Raw genomic sequence first — 19379 nt, 5'->3', positions numbered from 1 at the left:
TACGTGTAAGATAGGACGGGTTAATGACATTTTTCAGGAGGAGCGTCTTTTCCAGTGGCTGATCAACAACCTCATTATGACGCGTCGTCGATTACTATCCTCGAGGGCCTCGAGGCCGTCCGGAAACGCCCAGGTATGTACATTGGGTCGACCGGTGAGCGTGGCCTGCACCATTTGGTGTGGGAGGTCGTGGATAACTCGGTCGATGAGGCGATGGCGGGCTATGCCGATCGCGTCGATGTGACTCTGCTCGCGGATGGCGGCGTAGAGGTCGTCGATAATGGTCGTGGTATTCCGGTGGAGATGCACCCGTCTGGTGCGCCGACGGTGCAGGTCGTGATGACGCAGCTGCACGCGGGCGGTAAGTTCGACTCGGAGTCGTATGCGGTGTCGGGTGGTTTGCACGGTGTGGGTATTTCCGTGGTGAACGCCCTGTCCACGCGTGTTGAGGCGGACATTAAGCGCGAGGGCAAGCACTGGTACCAGCGTTTTGTGAACGCGCAGCCGGAGCTTCTGGAGGAGGGCGGTAACGCCCGCGGTACTGGGACGGCGATTCGTTTTTGGCCGGACCCGGAGATTTTCGAGACCACGGATTTCAAGTGGGAGACCATTTCGCGTCGTTTGCAGGAGATGGCGTTCCTGAATAAGGGCCTGACCATCACGTTGAAGGACGAGCGCGTCTCTGAGCAGGAGCTTGAGCTTGAGGCGATCGCGGAGGAGGGCGACACGGCCGCCGCGGTTGGTTCGGATTCGTTTGACGACGCCGCCACCGAAGGCGATGCGGCCGCTGCCCCGAAGAAGAAGCGTGAGAAGAAGGTCACCTACCACTACCCGGATGGCCTGATCGATTACGTCAACCATCTGAATAAGTCGAAGACGGCGATCCACCCGACGATCGTGGGCTTCGACCAAAAGGGCGATGGCCTTGAGGCTGAGGTGGCGATGCAGTGGAACAGCTCGTTTAAGGAGTCTGTGCACACCTTCGCGAACACCATTAATACCCATGAGGGCGGTACGCACGAGGAGGGTTTCCGTGCGGCGTTGACCACGCTGATGAACCGTTACGCGCGTGACCATAAGCTGCTGAAGGACAAGGAGCCGAACCTCACTGGCGATGACTGCCGTGAGGGTCTTGCAGCCGTGGTGTCTGTCCGCGTGGCGGACCCGCAGTTTGAGGGCCAGACGAAGACGAAGCTCGGTAATACCGAGGTGAAGGGCTTCGTGCAGCGCGCCGTGAACGAGAATCTGTCGGACTGGTTTGATGCGAACCCGGCGGAGGCGAAGGCCATTATTTCGAAGGCGGTTGCGTCTTCGCAGGCGCGTCAAGCGGCGCGGAAGGCGCGTGACTTGGTGCGTCGCAAGTCGGCGACGGATCTGGGTGGCTTGCCGGGTAAGTTGGCGGATTGCCGTTCGAAGGACCCGAAGCTGTCTGAGCTGTTCATTGTTGAGGGTGACTCAGCAGGTGGTTCGGCCAAGCAGGGCCGCGACTCGATGTACCAGGCGATTCTTCCGCTGCGCGGCAAGATCCTGAACGTGGAGAAGGCCCGCATGGACCGCGTGTTGAAGAACGCGGAGGTCCAGGCGATTATTACCGCGCTGGGTACGGGTATTCACGAAGAGTTCGATATTTCGAAGCTGCGCTACCACAAGATTGTGCTGATGGCGGATGCTGACGTCGACGGCCAGCACATCGCGACGCTGCTGCTGACGCTGCTGTTCCGCTTCATGCCGGAGCTCATCGAGGAGGGCCACGTCTACTTGGCGAACCCGCCGCTCTACAAGCTGAAGTGGGGCAAGGGTGAGCCGGGCTACGCGTTCTCTGATGCGGAGCGCGACCAGCTGCTCGCGGAGGGCCTGGAGGCCGGCCGCAAGATCAACACGGATGACGGCATCCAGCGTTACAAGGGTCTGGGTGAGATGAACCCGAGCGAGCTGTGGGAGACCACGCTTGACCGAGATCACCGTATTTTGCGTCGTGTTGATGTGGAGGACGCTCAGCGCGCTGATGAGCTGTTCAGCATCCTGATGGGTGATGATGTCGCGGCTCGCCGCTCGTTCATCACCCGCAAGGCGAAGGACGTCCGTTTCCTGGACGTCTAGCCTTCCATCTGCTTTTCGACGACCTCTCCGATCCGCGGCAGCGCAGGCCCCACAATTTTGGCGGCCTTGCTGCGGAACGTGGCGTAGATCTTCTGTACGCCTGCTGGCATGGAGTCGCGGAGGTTGTCGCCGAGTGAGACGAGTTCTGCGACCACGTCGTCTTCGTGTTGTGCGAGGTATTCGCCGAAGGCGGCGTGGTCGCTGTTTTTGTAGTCTTCCCAGCGGGGGTTGAGCTGCTCGAGCAGCTGGGGGAGGACGGTGTTGATGCCTTTGTGCAGGATGCGGGCGTCGACTTTCTTTACGCCTGCGACTGCGGAGCGCAGCGCCATGCCGGTGAGTCCGCTTTGGTCTGCGACGGTCTGGTCGACGACTCCGGCGAGCGCGTCGACAATGCCTGGGCGGCGCCCGTTGTGGAGGAGCGCGTTGAGTCCTTGTGGTGTTTCCATGCCGTTGATTGTATGACAAATGCGACCTGCCCCCCGGCAGGTCGCATTGTTACGTTGAGCGTTGCGGCTCTTCCGCCACAGCAGTCACACAGGACTCTGTAACCACAACAGAGACAAATTTATCATGAGTCACAGTGGTTACATATTTGGGGTGGGGTTTAGACCTTGGGCAGTATCTTCTGCAACTCGTTGAGGTCGATCTTGGAGAAGTCGAAAATACGATTACCCTGCGAGGATCCCATTACACCCGAGAGCCCTGCCTGACGCGCGAGGTCGTCGACGGCTGCGCGCAGTGGGGGGACGGCGTCGACAATTACTTGGCCGACCAGCAGGGTGAGCAGCGCCGCCATCGTCAGCGAGACCGGCGCCGATCCCGTGTACGCACTGCCGAGCGGTGGCTGCTTTGGTGGGGTGACGGTCGGCGTGATCACCGGCGTCTTTTGAGAGGACCCCGAGGATCCCGATGGGGCGGTGGTTGCTTGCGGCGCGACGATCAGCGACGCCGCGACCCCGCCGGCGAGGACGATAGCACTAATTTTCTTCATAATGCTTAGAATATCGTCCCCGCGCGAACGGTGTTAGCGAAGCAGCGCGTTGATGTCGACGTACGGCAGCAAGTAGTTCGCCGCACCGGCCAGCAGGCCGAGCAGCGCGAGCACACCGACCACGATGCCGATGGTCGCGCCCGTGCTGGAGCCTTCCTCCTTCGAGGAGGAGCTGCTGGACCCATCGCTACTCGATCCGGTCTCACCACCCTTACCGTCGTCCGCAACCGTGGCCTTCAGCTTGTACTCCTTCGTCGACCAGTCAGGGAACGTCGCCGTGACGGTGTAGTCGATGGAGGCACCTGGCTTCGCGGCTGCTGGAGGCGTGATAGTGACCTCACCCGTGCGTGGGTCGGTGGCGAGCTTCCAGCCCTCGTAGGTGCCGTTCGGGCCCGTGAACTTCGTGCCGGCCGGAACGTTGCCGCTCGGGCGCTGCACGATCGTGTCGCCAGCGTTCACCTTCGGGTGCTCAAAGTCGACGTCCGTCTTGTCCGCCTGCGATTCCTTCGGCTTCGCTGGCGTCGTCGTGCTCGTCGGCGCTGTGCTCGTCGGCTGCTCGCTGGCGCTTGGCGCCGTGGTCGTGCGCTCGACGTACACAACCACGTGGTGGAGCTGCTTCGAGTTGTCCGGGAACGTCACGGTGACAGGGAACTCCACCGTGGTACCTGCGGTCGCGTTCGCCGGGGCGGACACGCGAATCTCGCCCGTCGCGCTGTTCGTGCTTGCACTCCAGCCAGACTGCGACCCGCTCGGCCCATTGAACTTCGTCCCCGCGGGGAATTCGCCCGACGGCTTCAGCGTCACCGTTTCGCCCGCGTGCACCGCCGTGCGCGCGTACTCAAGCTTGGTCGTCTCAGCCTGTGGCTTCGAAGGCTTCGCTGAGGTCGTCGGAGCCGCCTCACTTGTCGACGCCTCTTCGCTTGTCCGTGGGGCGGTCGTTGTCGGGTCGGTTGTCCGCGGGGCGGACGGTTCCGCCGCGGAGGTGGTCGGCTTGGTCGTGGTCGGCTGCTCGCTTGACGCTTCCTCGCTTGTCCGCGGGGCGGACGTCGTGGGCTCGCTTGTCCGCGGCGCGGACGGTTCCGCCGCGGAGGTGGTCGGCTTGGTTGAAGGCTTGGTCTCCGACGTCTTCGGCGCAGTCGTCTCCTTCGCCTTCACTGTGACGTTGAATTTCGTTTCTTGTGTGGAGCCGTCGCGGAAGAGGATCACGATAGGGACCGTGAATTCGAAGTTGCGGGCGTAGCCTGGTGCTTCAATGGTGACGGCGCCGTCCTTATCGGTGTTGACCTTCACACCGTTGACGCTCTGGTTTTCCGGACCCCTGACGGTCGCACCGGTCGGCAAAGACTCGGTTGGTTTGGCCACGCGGTTCTCGCCGGCCTTGATGGTCACGTCCTTGTAGGTGACCGTGAACTTCTTCGCCTCTGGGTTGGTCGGCGCCTCGAAGAGGATGACGGCGTTGCTGATGGCGCGGGAGCCGTCGGGGAAGTCGACGCGGATGGGCACGTTGATCTGGGTGCCTGCGCGGGTGCCCTCTGGGGCGTGAACGGTCACCACACCGGTAGAAGGATTGATGCCGACCTCCCAGCCGGTTGGTGGCGTTGCGTTCATGGCGAACTTGGTGCCCTCCGGCACATCTTTGAGTGCAGGAGTGATGGTGGCGGTCTCATCAGCGGGGGAGGTGGTCACCGGGTAGTCTACGGTGGCCTTGCTGGACTGCCACACGGGGTCCTTCGTCACTTCGACCTTGGCTTGTACGAAGTCTTGGGAGTCGTCGGAGTAGGTGACGATGACAGGCACATTCACAACTGCACCGGCAGCGAGCGGCTGCTTTGGCTTCGCGGTGATGGTGCCTTTGGCGTCGATGGAGAGGTCCCAGTACTTGGATTCGCCGATGATCTTGAATGTGGTGCCTTCCGGCAGTTCAGCGGTCTGCTTGACGGTGGCTGTCTCGTTGCCCGCGATTTCCGTGGTGGGGTAGGCCGGGGTGTACTTCGCGGCGAGGCGGTCGGAGGACGGGGTGGTGTTGCCGTGCTCGTCGGCGACGGTTACTTTGGCGTGCTTGACGTCGGAGGAGCCGTCGGGAAACTCGGCGCGAACTGGGACGGAGAGCCAGGAACCAAAGCCGATGTCGCCGACCTTGACGGTGACGGCGCCGGTTGCCTCCTCGACGCTGACGTCCCACTTCTCAATTTTGTCGCTGTTGAGATAGAACTTCGTGCCCTGCGGGAACGTGCCCGTGGGGGTCACGGTAACGCTCTGCTTCGGCTGGACGAGCGAGTCTTTGTACTCGATGGTGGAGGTGTTGGCGTTGTTGTTGCCGCCTGGGACGACGGTAATTTCGGAGTCGTAGGTGGCGGTGGTCTTGTCGGCGAAGAGGACGACGACGCGGTAGCGCAGACCCTGGCCGGGGCGCAGCTTCGGTGCGGCCTCGATGGTAACGGCACCGGTCTTTTCGTCGGTATTCAGCTTCCAGCCGTCAATGCTGGTCGGGCCGACGGCTTTGGCGCCTTCTGGGAGTGGGACGCTCGGCTTAACGGTGATGGTGCCGCCTGCGGTGATTTCAACGTTGCGCCATTCGCGCGTTTCCTGCGCCTGAGACGCAGTGGTTGCAGTATTCTCTTCCGCGCGCAGTTGCGGTGCGGCCAGGCCGGCGCCGATCAGTGCTGCGGTGGTTGCTAATACTGCGGTGTACTTCGTAGCGTTCATTGTTCCTCCGCCTAGTGTTTTCCAATGGTCCGTGTAAATAGTTGCCAGTGTAGGAGAAAGTACGGAGTTACGCTTCCTCGACCCACCGCAAATAGGTGGTTTCGGCGACGTCGGCGAAGGCATCGTTGGCTCCGGTGAGGGGCTGCAGCATGCGGATGGTGTCAGCGAGTCCGCGGGCGGCGGCGTGTGAGGTGTCGTAGACGGACACGCCGTGGAGGCGGGCGCCGGGGACGGCGGCGCAGGCGCACAGTGCGGCGAAGGAACGTATTCGCACCTTATATATATGCGCGCATTCGTCGGCGATGGCCAACAGCTGCTCGTTGCTCAAGTTACGCATCGCGGGCCTGCCGGATGCGGCGTTCGGTGTGGGCGTATTCCTGCAGGGTGGTGCGGGCGAGGTTGGTAATGGTGGCGTCGTCAAGAAGGCGGGAGGCGGCGGTGACGATGGCGCGGCGGGCGGCCTCTTGTTTGGAGCAGCCCCACGCGGAGGCGAGCATGATGAGGGCCGTGTCTTCGTCTGTGCTGAGTCGTAGCGTCATGGCCATGCCGTGATGGTATCAGAGTGATACCACGGCGCAGGAGTGCTTCGGCGCACAAGGCGCTAGAATCGGTAGGAACCAATGTTTGAAGAAAGGTGACCTATGAGTGATGACACTCTAGGTGGCGGCGGTTCCGACGCCATCCAGCCCATTGACATCAACGAGGAGATGCAGACGAGCTACATCGATTACGCGATGAGCGTGATCGTGGGTCGTGCCCTCCCGGACGTGCACGACGGCATGAAGCCGGTGCACCGCCGCATCATTTACGCGATGTACGACCACGGGTACCGCCCCGAACGCTCGTACGTGAAGAGTGCCAAGCCTGTCGCTGACACGATGGGTAACTTCCACCCGCACGGCGATAGCGCCATTTACGACACGCTGGTGCGCATGGCCCAGCCGTGGTCGATGCGCTACCCGCTGGTAGACGGTCAGGGTAACTTCGGTTCCCCGGGTAACGACGGCCCCGCGGCCATGCGTTACACCGAGTGCAAGATGACGCCGCTGGCGATGGAGATGGTCCGCGACATCCGCGAGGACGCCGTGGAGTTCTCCCCGAACTACGACGGCAAGACCCGCGAGCCGGACGTGCTGCCGTCGCGTGTGCCGAACCTGCTGATGAACGGCTCGAACGGTATCGCCGTCGGTATGGCCACGAACATTCCGCCGCACAACTTGAACGAGTTGGCGGAGGCCATCTACTGGATGCTCGACAATCACGACGCGGATGAGCAGGCGGCGCTCGACGCGGTGATGGAGCGAGTGAAGGGCCCGGACTTTCCGACGGCCGGCCTCATCGTCGGCGATCAGGGCATCAAGGACGCCTACACCACCGGCCGCGGTTCCATCCGCATGCGTGGTGTCACCGAGATCGAGGAGATCGGCAACCGCCAGGTCATCACGATTACGGAGCTGCCGTACCAGGTCAACCGGGATAACTTCATCCACAACATTGCGGAGCAGGTCGCCGCGGGCAAGATGGTGGGCATCGCCGACATTGATGATGAGTCCTCGGACCGCATCGGTATGCGTATCGTGGTCAGGCTCAAGCGTGACGCGGTTCCTCGAGTGGTACTCAATAACCTGTACAAGCACTCGCAGCTGGAGACGAACTTCTCCGCGAACATGCTCTCCATCGTGGACGGCGTGCCGCGCACGCTGCGCCTCGACCAGATGCTGCGCTACTACGTCAAGCACCAGATCGACGTCATTGTTCGCCGCACCAAGTTCCGCTTGGATGAGGCCGAGAAGCGCGCCCACATCCTGCGCGGCTTGGTCAAGGCCCTCGATGCGTTGGACGAGGTCATCGCCCTGATCCGTCGCTCGCCAACGGTTGACGACGCCCGCCAGGGCCTGATCAAGCTTCTCGACGTCGACGAGATTCAGGCAAACGAAATCCTGGCAATGCAGCTGCGCCGCCTGGCAGCGCTGGAGCGCCAGAAGATCATCGACGACCTGGCCGAGATCGAGCGCAAGATTGCCGACTACAAGGACATCTTGGCCCGCCCGGAACGCCAGCGGGAGATCGTTGGCAACGAGTTGCGTGAGATCGTCGAAAAGTATGGCGACGAGCGCCGCACTCAGATTGTTGCCGCGACCGGCGATGTGACCGAGGAAGACCTCATCGCGCGCGAGAACGTCGTGGTCACCATCACCTCCACCGGTTATGCCAAGCGCACGAAGGTGGATGCCTACAAGGCGCAGAAGCGTGGCGGCAAGGGTGTCCGCGGCGCGGAACTGAAGCAGGACGACGTGGTGAAGCACTTCTTCATCTGCTCCACCCACGATTGGATCCTCTTCTTCACCAACTTCGGACGCGTGTACCGCCTCAAGGCCTACGAGCTGCCGGAGGCGGGCCGTACTGCCCGCGGTCAGCACGTGGCGAACCTGCTGGAGTTCCAGCCGGAGGAGCGCATTGCGCAGGTTATCCAGATCCAGTCCTACGAGGACGCCCCGTACCTGGTCCTGGCCACCCGCGATGGTCGCGTGAAGAAGTCCCGCCTGACCGACTACGAGTCGGCACGTTCCGCGGGCCTCATCGCGATCAACCTCAACGAGGGCGACGCCCTGATCGGCGCCGCACTGGCCGGCGAGGAAGACGACCTGTTGCTCGTCTCTGAGCAGGGTCAGTCCATCCGTTTCACCGCTGACGACGACCAGCTGCGCCCAATGGGCCGCGCGACCGCCGGCGTGAAGGGCATGCGCTTCCGCGGCGACGACAAGCTGCTCGCGATGACCGTGGCCCAGGACGGCGAGTACCTGCTCGTCGCCACAGCTGGCGGTTACGGCAAGCGCACCGCGATCGAGGAGTACAACACCCAGGGCCGCGGCGGCATGGGCGTGATGACCTTCAAGTACACCCCGAAGCGCGGCAAGCTGATCGGCGCCCTCGCAGTCGATGAGGAAGACCAGATCTTCGCCATCACCTCCGCAGGCGGCGTGATCCGCACTGAGGTCAACCAGATCCGTCCTTCCTCTCGCGCCACGATGGGCGTCCGTCTCGTCGACCTTGCGGATGACGTCGAGCTGCTGGCTATCGACAAGAACGTCGAGGAGCAGGGCGAAGAGGAAGCTACCGCGGTTGCCAAGGGCGAGAAGACGATTGAGGAAGCCAAGGAACAGACTTCCTCGTCCATCTCCGCCTCGCCGAAGGATGGGGAGTAAATCATGGCCGCCCGCAAGATAGTGGTGCGGCGCGTGGGTGTCGCCTCCGTGTTTAAGGTGGCGACAATCCTCGCCCTCGTCGGCTTCGTCGCGTGGATGCTGGGCGCGGCCATCGTCTACTACGGCCTCGCGCAGACAGGGGTCATCGACTCCGTGAACTCGCTGGTCAGCGGCGTCGGCGGCGACCAAGTTATCGACGCCACCCTGGTCATGTCCGCGGCCGGCCTTTTCGGGCTCATCGGCGTGGTGTTCGTCGCGGTGATGGCCCCGCTGACGGCGTTGCTCTACAACGCAATTGCGGACCTGGTTGGCGGTGTCACCCTAGTGATGTCCAACAGGGCGCGATAGCCGTGCGATACCTACCGCTATAACAGCGTAAAAATGCCGCCTGTACTGGCGATTTGTCAAAGGTTATAGTGGTAGGTAATCTTACTTCTCGTTCCCAGGGCCTATAGCTCAGTCGGTTAGAGCGCATCGCTGATAACGATGAGGTCGCAAGTTCGATTCTTGCTAGGCCCACAGGAACGAAAGGGGCATTAGCTCAGTTGGTAGAGCACCTGCTTTGCAAGCAGGATGTCAGGAGTTCGATTCTCCTATGCTCCACAGGTAAACCCTGGTCTTCGGTTCGGAGGCCAGGGTTTTTTCGTATGCAAAGGTCACACCCCCTGTTTGGTGGCGGTGTTATTTTGCGTGTGATAGATCACGTTTTTGTTGCATACTTTGCCAGCTTTTATGAAGGTGCTGGTCAGGGGGATTTTATTGTGTGTTTGGTGGGGTTTTCATGGGTGTTTGTGTGGTTTTGTGGTGGTGGGGGCGTTGTGGACTACTTTCAGGGAGATTTTTGTGATTGAATAAATGTCTGTCAGTTTGTGGATCCGTGTTCAGATGGTCTTCAGGCTGCTTCGAATATCTCCTACGATTTTTAAGGATTGAGCCGTTGCAAAACGCACATCTTAAGAAGCGAATCATGGCGGGCCTGGTTACGGGCGCAATGATTGCAGGTGGCGCTGTTGTCGTCGCCCCGGACGCAAGTGCAGACGAGCGCATTACGCGTACGTACTCTTCGCTGCCGAATGACAAGTACGCAGAGGCACTGCGCTTTAATACTGAGCAAATCAAGATGCTCACCCGTCAGGAAGACTACAAGGCCATGCTGGCGACCTGGATGCAGGTCACCCCGATGGGCCCAGGCTGGTGCATTGATCTTGAGAAGCCACAGCCAAACCTGGATACCCGGGGTTATGAACTGCGCAAGTTGGACGGTATGTCTGGCCTGTACGGATTCAACGGCTTCAACGGCAGCCTTGGCATTCACCCGGACATTGAGAAGGCTGCGATTTCGCTGACGAAGTCGATGCTGACCTCCTGGTACAGCCGGAACTTCGACGATGTGAAAAAGAAAAACGTTGCGCTGCAGGCGTTGCTTTCCAACAACAAGAGCGTCCTGGATGGTCAGCGTTCCCACATTGTGAACGGACAGGCGCAGAACGGCGTGACCGTGACCAACCAGGAATTCACTCAGTGGACCGGTTTCCGCATTAGTGGTGTCTTCGGTGGTAACAACGAGTACCAGCCAAGCTACGCGCTGATTAAGGATGAGGCTGCGTTTAGCCGTGTTGCCAGCACAGTTCGTGACGGCGAGTACGTTACCGTCTTGCTGCCGAAGGATTACAACATCTACCAGGATGGCCGTGAGGCAACCTTCCAGCGTCTGATTCCTCCGACCCAGCCTGGTTTGGATGGCTTTTACCCACGCCCGGGTGGCAACAACGGGGGCGGCACCGTCACGACGACGGTGACTGTAACTGAAGGCCCTGGCGTTACCTCTACGGTGACTGAGTCCGGCGTTCCGACCGTGACGCACACCGTGTACGAGAGCGCTGGTACTGAATTCGAGACCATTACTGAACGCCCGACGGTCACCGTGACCAACAAATATCGGGAACTTCACATTAAGGAGAAGACCGAAACGCCGGATCCGGTCACCGTGACCGAGCGTGCGCAGCAACCTGCTGTTACCGTCACCGAGTTCGAACAGGCTCCGAAGAGCACCGTGACCGTGACCGAGACGGCGCCACGCGAAACGTACATTTTTGAGAAGCAGCAGCCTGCTGTTACCGTCACCGAGACCAAGACGCTTCGTCCGACGATCACCGAGACTGACAAGGTGCGTCCAAAGGTTACCGTGACTGAGCCAACTTACGTCACCGCGACGAAGACGCTGGCCCCGAAGACTGAGACGAAGACCGTCACGGCTGCGCCGGCGACCGAAACGAAGGTCGTTGACACGACTGTCACCCGTGTTTCCGAGACCCGCAAGACCACCACGGTTGAGCGCCACTTCTACAAGTACAACTACGTGTACGACTTCTCGAACAAGAGCGAGTCCAAGGTTATCGAGCCGAACAAGTCGGGCAACTGGAAGATTGAGTTTGTCGACGACTCCAACGGTCTGGTTGACGTCAAGAAGGAAAACAACCGCCTTGTTATCACCCCGAAGAAGCAGGGTGAAGGCGATGTTCGCATCGTCATCTCCGACGGTGACGGCAACCGCTACGAGTACACGATTCACGTGGTGAACAAAGACTCCCAGAAGACCACTGAGAAGACTGTTCGCGTGAACAATCACTTCTTCAACGTGTCCGTCACGGGCCTTGACCAGTCCATCAACATTCCGAAGGGCTGGAAGTACGAGGTCACCGAGGGCAAAGATTTGGTGACAACCACCGAGGATGGCGACACACTGCGCGTTAACGTCAAGGATGGCGTCATCACCGGAACAGTGAAGATCAAGGTCTTCGAGGTGGACAAGGACGGTAAGCCGACCGGTAACGAAGAGAACTACCAATTCAACGTTGACACCAAGCCGAACAAATACAACCAGTCCCGTGTGATCGGTAACGTCTCCTCGTACAAGATCGAGGTTGACAACATCGTCGGGGAGCCTGAGATCCTCAAGGGCAAGGAATTCGTCCAGACGCTGGAGAAGAAGGGTGACCAGTGGCTCCTCACCCCGAAGGCTGAGGCGGCTGAAAAGAACGGCACGGTTGTCGTCCGCGTGAAGAACGACAAGGGCGAGACCTTCATCTTCACCCTGGAGATCCGCGACGGACGCAACGTCCTCGTTGATTCCAAGACGGAGATCATTACCGTTGGCGACAAGGTTGAGCTTGAGGGCGAAAAGGGCGACACACTCCAGATCGTTCGCGGCAAGGAGCTTATCGACGACGCGCAGCTGCAAGGCGACGGCAAATGGACCCTCGAGCCGAATGGCGAAGGCCTGATCGTTGCACACGTCAAGGACTCCAACGGCCAGCTGGTTGCCGTCTACACCATCGTGGTCACCCCACAGGAAGCGAAGCCTGAGAAGAAGACCGTCGAGACCGAGATTTCGAACCGCCGCACCTTGGTCCTCACGAAGGGTCTTGGCAGTAACGAGTTCACGTTCCCTGATGGCACGGATAACTTCAGCTGGGTCAAGGACGAGAACGACCCGAACAAGTTCTACCTCATGCCGAACTCCGACTTCGTCGGTGAGTTCCGCGTCGTGGAGAAGTCCGCAGGCGGCCACGAGCTTATCGAGCACGTCATCAAGGTCACCCAGGCCAAGGTTGATGAGACTCAGCGCGACCTTCCAGCAGGCTCGTCACTGACCCTTCCTGGCGTCAATAAGAACCAGGAGTTCGTCGTCATCGCTGGCGCGGATCTTCTGGATGGAAAGGTCAACCCACAGGGCGACCAGACGCTGACGTTGAAGAAGGCCGTTTCCGGCAAGGTTGCCATCGAGATTCAGAACTCGCGTGGCCTGCCGATCAAGCGCTTCATCTACAACGTGACGCCGAACGAACCAAACGTGACCTCCTTCGAGATCACGTCCGATGACAAGTTCACCTCGAACGTCAACCCAGGCGACACCATGAATATCGTTGAGGGTGGCAACCTCGCCGACCTGTCCAACAAGGGCGACGAGTGGACTCTCACACCGAAGGACGGCGCTGAGGGCAAGGTTGTCGTTGAGGTCACTGACAAGGATGGCAACGTCTACCAGAGGTTCATCCTGAACATCACGAAGGGCAAGGGCGGCTCCAGCTCCTCCGGTAAGATCGAACGTTCCTACACGATCACGGAGAAAGGCACCTTCGACGTCACGATCGTCAACAACCACAAGTACGAGGTTGTTGAGGGCCAGGAGCACGTTGAGATTGTCAAGGACTCCGAGAACAACTTCACTCTCCGCATGAAGGAAGGGTCGAAGGGTGGCAAGGTCGTAGTTGTTGAAAAGGACAACAACGGAAAGGTTGTCAAGCAGCACAACATCACTATCACTGAGGATAGTGGTGCGCTGAAGTTCGTCGAAGAGCGTCGTATCTACCAGCCGAAGCTGACGGACAAGATCACACCAGGTGAGGGCAAGAACACCTTCCGCGTTCTGCGAGGCGAGGACATCATCGAGGAGATCCCGACCACGCCTGGCAGCTTCACATTGAAGCCACGTCCTGGCAAGTCCGGCCGCGTACAGATTGAGGAAGTCGACAGCAACGGTAACCCGGTCCGCATCATCGACGTCGATGTTCCGGCCACCTCTGAGGGCAACGTCATTGTCAAGCCTGGTAACTCCGACGTCAGCCCGAACCCAGATGGGTCCTGGCGTATCGTTCCTCCGAAGGGTGGTTCTATCGACCGAGGCAGCATCAAGGTCTGCGAGGGCCCGAATAACTGCAAGCCTGTCGACCCGGACATGACTGTGCCGAATGACAAGGACGGCTCAATCACGATTAAACCGGGCAAGGGTGGCATCACGCCTGGTACTACGCACCTTCAATTCAAGGTCATCACTGACGGTGTTGCGTCTGATTACTCTGTGAATATCTCGATCAAGCAGAACGCTGCTGGGTCTTCTGACGGTAAGTGCATTGCATCGCTGGTGGGCATCGCTTCGCCGCTGTTGCTGCTGATTCCGCTAGGTATCCTCTCTCAGGTCCGTGTGCCGGGCCTGGAGGGCATCCAGGGCAAGCTAAACGCCGCTGTGCGTGAGGCAAACGATCGCATCCAGCGTGGTCTGGGCATCTACGACCGTGACCGTGCAGAGCGCGCCGCAGGCGTCCAGAATGCGTTCAGTGTGGTGAACCCTGAATTGGTTGGCCTGGCGGCCGGTGCGCTTGGAACGATCACTGCTGGTCTGCTGATCGTGGATGCAGTGCTTCGTTCCTGTGGCCAGGGAGATAAGACCTCGTCCTACCAGATTGGTAAGGCTACGGGTAACGACACGTTGATCTACGGGTCTTCCAAGAAGGGGGATGCGGTGAGGACCGCTACCCAGGTCCCGACCACCGAGACGCCAGCCCCGGAGGCACCTAAGCAGTAACCGCTTCTAGCAAAGACCTCTTCCCGCACGGGGAGGGGTCTTTTTGCATTCGTAGCTTGTCGCGGTCGGGATTTCACGAGGTAAACCAGGTGACCGTGGCCCCCCTGTTTGGTGGCGGTGTTGTTTTGCGTGTGATAGATCACGTTTTTGTTGCATACTTTGCCAGCTTTTATGAAGGTGCTGGTCAGGGGGATTTTATTGTGTGTTTGGTGGGGTTTTCATGGGTGTTTGTGTGGTTTTGTGGTGGTGGGGGCGTTGTGGACTACTTTCAGGGAGATTTTTGTGATTGAATAAATGTCTGTCAGTTTGTGGATCCGTGTTCAGATGGTCTTCAGGCTGCTTCGAATATCTCCTACGATTTTTAAGGATTGAGCCGTTGCAAAACGCACATCTTAAGAAGCGAATCATGGCGGGCCTGGTTACAGGCGTTATGGCCGTCGGTACCGTCCATGTTGCTGCACCAAACGCGAGCGCAGATCTCGCGGTGACTAGCCAATACGAACAACTTGATCCTGCGACGCTCCAGCAAGTGAAGCAGGAGCAAGCACTTTGGGCTAAGAAGTACCCAAGGGATATTGATAAAGATACTGACTTGCTGGCAACGCAGTATGGTCCGGGTTGGTGCATTGACTGGGGAATTGGAAACCCCTGGGACAATCCGTCTGGGTACTCCTACCGAAAGCTGACCGGTAAATCCGGCCACTTCGGTGTTGGCGAAGGTATTAACAAGGACGTCGAAAAAGGCGCCATCAACCTGATGCAAGCAGTCCTGAAGGATCAGCGTGAAGGCAATTTCGCCGGCGTCAAGCAGAAGATGACGTGGATGCAGGCGCTTCTTTCGAATAACCCTGATTCGTTGAAGCTGGTTCGTGAGGGTATTTACCACAAGCCTGACCAGGCCAAAATGTTCACCCAGCTGACAGGGTTTAAGGTCGAGCGGATTCCGGGCACGCGGCAGCATTCAGCGTCGACCTACTACATCACCACCGATGAAGCTGCAATCGCAGAGATTCGGAAGAAGGTCAGTGACGAGCAGTTCCTCGTCGTTCTAGTGCCGAACAACTATAACTTGTCGTTGAGCTATACGCGTCAATACACCACGCAGCGACTGATTATTCCGTCCCAGCCTGGCCTGGAGAAGCCGAAGCCGCCAAAGCCATCGACGCCGAAGTACACGAACACCACCGTGACCCTGCCAAAGAGCACTGTTACCACGGTGACGCAGGTACCGGGGACGACGGTGACCCGTTGGGAGAAGGTCCCACCGATCACCAGCGAGACGACGACCACGCTGCCGCCGAGCACGATTACGAAGACGGTGACACCGGAGCCATCGACGTACGTGACAACGGTTCGCAAGAATGGTGATCCGTTCACCACCACGAGGACTACGACGCCAGAACCGTATGTCACTACGTCCACAATTCCTGGTAAGGAAGTAAAGACCACCACGACCGTTACTGAGTCGCCAGTGGTCACCACGGTCAAGGAGCACACCACTCCTACGACGTTGACTGAGTACACGACCGTCCCAACGACAGTTGAGGTCGTACCGTCTGACGTTACTGAGACGACCACCGCGCAGTCGACGACCACGACGACCTCCACGAACGTGAACGTGAAGGAGATTATCCGGGAATACGAGACCCAGATCGTCAAGGAAGTTCACGAGATCCACAACACGATCGACATTCGTCACAAGGATGAGAAGAAGATCCTTGACATGGGCGATTTGAAGAAGCAGGGCTACTCCTGGCGCATCACTCGTGGTGGCGACCTGGTCATTGTGGACCGCGATAAGAACAACAACCTGATCATTAAGCCAAAGGATGGCTTCAAGGGGTCCGGTGTTGTTGAGATTGTTGTTACCGATGAAAACGGCAACGAGTACATCTACGAGCTGCAGATCAACGACCGTACGGGCGAGATTGAGCACCTCAACAAGATTGTCAACAACTACTTCTACAACATCAATCAGGGTGGCTCTGATCGCACCAAGCTCATCAAGATCGAGAAGGGCGACAAGTTCGAGGTTCTCAAGGGCGGTGACATCGCCAAGGTTGAGGACGACGGTGCCGGTAACATCGTTGTCACGCCGAAGGACAAGAACGTTCAGGGCGAAGTGCATGTGAAGGTGACCTCGAAGGATGGTGTTGAGAAGGAAAACATCATCACGATCGAGAACTTCAACTCCACCTACAAGGTCACACGCGAGATCGCTGACACCTCGGTCGGCTACGTTGAGCGCCGTGGCGGCACCAAGTACGAGATCACTTCCGATCAAAATAAGGTGATCAAGGAAATCGTGAAGGACGGCGACAATTGGAAGATTGTCCCGAACGAGGGCTCCGAGGGTGAAGCACACGTCACGTTCGTCGATGAGAATGGTCGCAAGTACGAGTTCACCTTCATTGTGAAGAAGGACCCGAATGCTGGACCAGACATCCGCGACGTCATCATTAACCACGACGGCAAGGTTGAGATCGACAAGCAGGATAAGCTCACCGCCAAAATTGTGGGCAACGGCACGGACTATGCGACGCTGACCGAGGAGAACGGCAAGTGGGTCATCAAGCCAACTGAGGCTGCTGCGAACGCAAGCGATGTCAGCAAGGTCGTCGTGCAGGTACACGACGAGAAGGGCGAGCTGCGTGGTGTATGGAACATCCAGATCAACCCAGCACGCAATGCAGACTCCTTGGATAAGGAGACCCGCTCTCGCGATGTAATTGATCGTTCACTGATGACGATCCGTACCGGTGATGAGAAGAACAACAACCTTCGCGTCGTCAAGGGCGAGGATTTGATCATCTCTGCGGGTGAAGAGAAGAAGAACGCGAACGGCGACATCACCGACATGCGCTTCCGCTTCAAACCTGGTGCTGAAGGCATTGTTCGCGTGCAAGAAACCATTCGCTGGTACAGCATCGACGACCAGAACCAGCCGAAGGACCACGGTAACGCGGAGCTCGCGTACCCTGACATGGTCGGCGACAAGATCAAGCATGATCCGAACAACGGCAACAAGCCGTACGTTGAACTTGTCGTCACTGAGTGGGTCGTAAAGGTCAAGCCGGGTGAGGTCAAGGAACTCAAGCACGACATCACCACCGATAACGACATGGCTATCCAGGGAACCAACCTGAAGCTGGTCAAAGGTGGAGAGCTGCTGCAGTCCAAGCCAGAGGACGGTTCCACGATGGAACTGAAGCCGCTGCGTAACGCGGACGGAGAGGTCGTCGTCGAGAACCGTACGAAGGACGGCTACATTTTCGAGCGCTACACGTTCAACCTGAAGCCTGGCCGCGATACGAACAAAACTATTGAGCGCACCATCACCACTGACGGTGTGGCCAAGCTTGCTCGTTACGAAGGCGATAAGATCTTCAAACTCCTCGATGGCTCAATAGCTTCGGCCGATTCGACCGGTGCAACTGCTGAAGGCAAGAGCAACCTCACGGATATCACAACGAAGATGAGCGAATTCTTCGAGGTGTCTGAGCAGGGCAGCGCTTTCGCAGTCAAGCCGAAGGAAAGCGCGGTAGGCAAGACCTTCACATTCCAGGTTGCTGACGACCGTGGTGTCTACGCGAACTATGTGTTTACCGTCGGCGCTGGCGACGGTAAGGGCGCACGTACCCTTGACCTGCCGGAGACCTCTGAGTTCCGAGCACTTGAGATCAACCCGAACACCATCGTGTGGGCGAGCGGTGCTGAGAACTTCGAAACCAAGACAGTTGATAGCGGCTCTGTAAACAGCGAGGGCCAGAAGCTTACGGAGTGGGTGGCGAAGCCGAAGGCTGGCACTGCCGGTAAGTCTGGCGTTGTTCAAGAAATTGACCCCAATGGCAACGTTGTGGCTCGCTACACCTTGAACATCAAGCCGGGTAAGGAGCGCAAGTACAAGGAAATCAACACCGGTGCGCTGGTTGGTCAGGACGTAGAGTTCGCACCTGCTGACCCGAAGAACACCTTCGTTGTTTCCAAGGGTGCTGACCTTGTCTCCAGCAGCGCAAAGGACGGCAAGTTCGTAGTCACGCCGAAACCGGCGGCCGCGCACCAGACCATCGTTGTCGAGGAGCGTAACCCGAGTGGCGATCTGGTGACCAAGTACAATGTCTCTGTCCTGCCACAGGGTTGGTCTACTTCTGCAGGCGCCAACATCGCAGATCCAAAGGGCCTGTTTAAGGTCACTCGCAACGAAAAGGGCGAGTACATCATCGAGGTGAACCCTGAGTCGAAGTCTAAGTTCGATTTCAGCAAGCTTCAGTTCAATATCAAGAACAAGGAGCGCACTGAAGATAAGAACGGTAACTTTGAGAAGCCGCGGTTTGAGAACGGTAAGTGGATCCTTCCTCCGAAGGTAGATGGTGAATACTGGCTCGACATCCTCGTCGAGGGCAACGCACTGCAGTCGACCCCGCTCAATACCAGGACTGATGTCAAGATCACCGTTGATCAGTCCGGTTCCTCGAATGCTAACTTCAAGGACCCGAAGTGCATCGCTGGCCTGGTCGGCATGGCATCGCCACTGCTGCTGATGGTTCCGCTGGCGATCCTGTCCCAGGTGCGCGTACCAGGTTTGGAGCACCTCAACGCACAGGTCAACGCCGCGATCAAGCGTGCAAATGATGACATCCAGCGTGGCCTGGGTATCTACGACCGCGACCGCGCAGAGACCGCCGCTGGTCTGCAGGGTGCGTTCCAGGTCGCGAACCCACAGATGCTTGGTCTTGCTGGTGGCGCCCTTGGTGCCATCACCGCCGGTCTGCTCATCGCGGACCTTGTCCTGCGTAGCTGTGGTGTGGACGAGGCAACCTCCTCCTACCAGCTGGGCAAGGCAACCGGCAACCAGACCCTGATTGATGGTTCTTCCAAGAAGGGCAACCAGATAGCCGAGGAAGCAAAGCCTTCCGAGAAAACCAAGCCAGCGGGGAACAACTAACGTTGACTCCGCCTCAGGCTGAGGCCAGGGCATAACAAAACCCGGCCCGCACACCAACACGGTGCG

General features: G+C 58.8%; 11 protein-coding genes and 2 tRNA genes. 8 read left to right on the top strand and 5 right to left on the bottom strand.

Annotation, left to right across the window (positions count from 1 at the left end):
• Positions 1-54 precede the first annotated feature (54 nt).
• Positions 55-2100 (top strand): DNA topoisomerase (ATP-hydrolyzing) subunit B, encoded by a 2046-nt coding sequence (gene gyrB / locus BJP07_RS06860; protein ID WP_071566749.1) that lies wholly within the window; start codon positions 55-57, stop codon positions 2098-2100.
• Here gyrB and BJP07_RS06855 read toward each other — a convergent pair.
• The 5 genes from BJP07_RS06855 to BJP07_RS06835 form a co-directional block, all read right to left on the bottom strand.
• Complete coding sequence (locus BJP07_RS06855; protein ID WP_071566748.1) at positions 2097-2546, bottom strand: hypothetical protein; 450 nt, start codon at positions 2544-2546, stop codon at positions 2097-2099. The genes gyrB and BJP07_RS06855 overlap by 4 nt on opposite strands.
• A 158-nt stretch (positions 2547-2704) precedes the next feature.
• The gene (locus tag BJP07_RS06850; RefSeq protein ID WP_071566747.1) at positions 2705-3091 is read right to left on the bottom strand and encodes a hypothetical protein; all 387 of its coding nucleotides are present in this window, start codon (positions 3089-3091) and stop codon (positions 2705-2707) included.
• A 33-nt stretch (positions 3092-3124) separates the two neighbouring features.
• Entirely contained in the window at positions 3125-5797 is a 2673-nt protein-coding gene (locus BJP07_RS06845) for a Rib/alpha-like domain-containing protein (protein ID WP_071566746.1), read from the bottom strand.
• A gap of 67 nt (positions 5798-5864) precedes the next feature.
• Positions 5865-6134 (bottom strand): TetR family transcriptional regulator, encoded by a 270-nt coding sequence (locus BJP07_RS06840; protein ID WP_071566745.1) that lies wholly within the window; start codon positions 6132-6134, stop codon positions 5865-5867.
• Positions 6127-6342: a CopG family transcriptional regulator gene (locus BJP07_RS06835; protein WP_070363370.1), complete on the bottom strand. Its 216-nt coding sequence runs from the start codon at positions 6340-6342 to the stop codon at positions 6127-6129. The genes BJP07_RS06840 and BJP07_RS06835 overlap by 8 nt, the downstream gene beginning before the upstream one ends.
• 96 nt (positions 6343-6438) lie before the next feature.
• Between BJP07_RS06835 and gyrA the strand changes: the two genes are divergently transcribed.
• From gyrA to BJP07_RS06805, 7 genes are all read left to right on the top strand, one after another.
• Positions 6439-9003 (top strand): DNA gyrase subunit A, encoded by a 2565-nt coding sequence (gene gyrA, locus BJP07_RS06830; protein WP_071566744.1) that lies wholly within the window; start codon positions 6439-6441, stop codon positions 9001-9003.
• 3 nt (positions 9004-9006) lie between these two features.
• The gene (locus tag BJP07_RS06825; protein ID WP_071566743.1) at positions 9007-9351 is read left to right on the top strand and encodes a DUF3566 domain-containing protein; all 345 of its coding nucleotides are present in this window, start codon (positions 9007-9009) and stop codon (positions 9349-9351) included.
• Between the two features lie 97 nt (positions 9352-9448).
• Positions 9449-9522, top strand: a tRNA-Ile gene (locus BJP07_RS06820).
• Between the two features lie 11 nt (positions 9523-9533).
• Positions 9534-9606: transfer RNA gene (locus BJP07_RS06815), tRNA-Ala, on the top strand.
• Positions 9607-9970: 364 nt separating this feature from the next.
• A complete protein-coding gene (locus tag BJP07_RS06810; RefSeq protein WP_071566742.1) occupies positions 9971-14368 on the top strand; it encodes a hypothetical protein in 4398 nt (1465 codons plus the stop codon).
• A 95-nt stretch (positions 14369-14463) separates the two neighbouring features.
• Positions 14464-14658 (top strand): hypothetical protein, encoded by a 195-nt coding sequence (locus BJP07_RS11050; protein ID WP_143109695.1) that lies wholly within the window; start codon positions 14464-14466, stop codon positions 14656-14658.
• A gap of 86 nt (positions 14659-14744) precedes the next feature.
• Entirely contained in the window at positions 14745-19313 is a 4569-nt protein-coding gene (locus tag BJP07_RS06805; protein WP_143109694.1) for a hypothetical protein, read from the top strand.
• The last annotated feature ends 66 nt before the right edge of the window (positions 19314-19379 follow it).

This window comes from Corynebacterium sp. NML130628, from assembly GCF_001875665.1.
Lineage (GTDB): Bacteria > Actinomycetota > Actinomycetes > Mycobacteriales > Mycobacteriaceae > Corynebacterium.
This window is presented reverse-complemented; position numbering and strand designations above follow the sequence as displayed.